Origin of the sequence: Mesorhizobium sp. M2A.F.Ca.ET.037.01.1.1 (genome assembly GCF_003998075.1) — a bacterium.
Classification (GTDB): domain Bacteria; phylum Pseudomonadota; class Alphaproteobacteria; order Rhizobiales; family Rhizobiaceae; genus Mesorhizobium.
In genome coordinates, this window is sequence record NZ_RZSA01001113.1 from 1 (window position 1) to 1,982 (window position 1,982).

At 65.8% G+C, this 1,982-nt stretch carries 2 protein-coding genes and 1 pseudogene; 2 read left to right on the plus strand and 1 reads right to left on the minus strand.

Annotated elements, in window-relative coordinates; genetic code table 11:
- Both EOA27_RS42635 and hemB read left to right on the plus strand, forming a co-directional pair.
- Positions 1-100 (plus strand): annotated as a pseudogene (locus tag EOA27_RS42635) (DUF2066 domain-containing protein); the annotation flags it as partial.
- Positions 101-319: 219 nt separating this feature from the next.
- Positions 320-1,351: a porphobilinogen synthase gene (gene hemB, locus EOA27_RS34030; protein ID WP_126082950.1), complete on the plus strand. Its 1,032-nt coding sequence runs from the start codon at positions 320-322 to the stop codon at positions 1,349-1,351.
- A gap of 39 nt (positions 1,352-1,390) precedes the next feature.
- Here the strand turns inward: hemB and EOA27_RS34035 are convergent, their stop codons facing one another.
- Positions 1,391-1,981 carry a glutathione S-transferase gene (locus tag EOA27_RS34035; protein WP_245491269.1) on the minus strand — a complete coding sequence of 197 codons (591 nt, stop codon included), beginning with the start codon at positions 1,979-1,981 and terminating at the stop codon, positions 1,391-1,393.
- Between the last annotated feature and the right edge of the window lies 1 nt (position 1,982).

The window sequence follows — 1,982 nt, forward strand, 5'->3', positions numbered from 1 at the left end:
GATCTATCGCTGGCAGGCGCGCGGAGTCAGCTTCGACGAGGCCTTTCGGGTCGCGATCAGGGGCGCGGCGCAGGTCCTGTCCGGGCACGGGCAGCCGTAAGTGCATTTCCTCGCCCCGCGCGAGCGGGGAGAGGTGGCTCGGCGAAGCCGAGACGGAGAGGGGAGCGCCCTACGAAGGCCCCCTCTCCGTCCGCTTCGCGGACACCTCTCCCCCGCTTTTAGCGGGGGCGAGGAATTAGGCTCAGCCTTGCACAATCGTGTCGCATTGGTCAGCTGCCAAGACGCGTGGTAAAAGCCGGCGCAAAAGAGAGTTTCGGCCATGAACAAATTCACCCCCGCAAAGCCTGCCGGCGCGCGCAGCGTCGACGAGATCACCGGCAGCCGCCGGCTCAGGCGCATGCGCAAGGCCGATTGGTCGCGCCGCCTGGTGCAGGAGAACCAGCTTACGGTCAACGATCTGATCTGGCCGATCTTCGTCGTTGACGGCAAGCACCTACGCGAGCCGATCGCCGCCATGCCGGACGTCTATCGCCTCTCCATCGATCTCGCGGTGAGGGAAGCCGAGCGCGCCGCCAAGCTCGGCATTCCGGCGATCGCCACCTTCCCCAATGTCGAGCTTGCGCTGCGCGACCAGACCGGCTCGCACATCCTCAACCCGGACAATGTCATCAACCGCGCCACGCGCGCCATCAAGGACGCGGTGCCGGAAATCGGCATCATCACCGATGCCGCGCTCGACCCGTTCACCAGCCATGGCCATGACGGCATCCTGCGCGACGGCATCATCGTCAATGACGAGACGGTGGAGCAGGTCGCGGCCGCGGCCGTCATCCAGGCCGCCGCCGGCGCCGACATCATCGCGCCTTCCGACATGATGGACGGCCGCATCGGCGCCATCCGCGACGCGCTCGATGCCAACGGGTTCCAGGACGTGGCGATCATGTCCTATGCGACGAAGTTCGCCTCCGCCTTCTACGGCCCCTATCGCGAGGCGGTCGGCACCGCCGGCCTGCTCAAGGGCGACAAGAAGACCTATTACATCGACCACGCCAATTCCGACGAGGCGATGCGCGAAGCCGAGCAGGACCTCGCCGAAGGCGCCGACATGCTGATGGTGAAGCCGGGTCTCCCCTATCTCGACATCATCCGCCGGCTCAAGGACGAGTTCCAGATGCCGACCTTCGCCTACCAGGTTTCGGGCGAATATTCGATGATCAAGGCAGCGGCCGCCAATGGCTGGATCGACGGCGAGAAGGCGATGCTGGAATCGCTGCTTGCGCTGAAGCGCGCCGGCTGCGACGGCGTGCTGACCTATTTCGCGCCGACCGTGGCGGAGATGTTGAAGGGGTAAGCCGCCAAACCGGCAAGCAGCGGCGCCACTGATCAGCCTTCAGAATTCCACGTCGAGCTCGACGATCTCCTCTGGCTCGGCGAGCGCGCCTTCGGTCCATTCCCGCATCAGCGGCCAGGCAAAGACCGTCTCGCAGTAGGCGGCGAGTGGCGCTTCGAGGTCAACCGCGTAGGTGCGGAAGCGGGTGCAGACCGGAGCATACATGGCGTCGGCCATGGTGGGCCATGCCCCGAACAGCCACGGCCCGCCATAGGTCGCCAGGCACTCCGACCAGATCGCCTTGATCCGCTCCACGTCGGGCCGCGCGCCGGAAAAGATCTTGAAGCTCTTGTGCCTCGCCTTGAGGTTCATCGGCAGTGCCGAGCGCAGATTGTGGAAGCCCGAATGCATTTCGCCCGACACCGCGCGGCAATGGGCGCGCGCCACGCGCTCGGCTGGCAGCAGGCCGGCGCCCGGCATCGTCTCGGCCAGGTATTCGGAGATGGCCAGCGTATCCCATACGGTGACGCCGTCATGCGTCAGCCGCGGCACCAACACCGACGGCGACAGGAGCAGCAATTCCTGCCGCTGCTCCGCATCATCGATGTCGACGCGCTTCTCCTCGAACTCAAAACCGGCCATGCGGCACAGC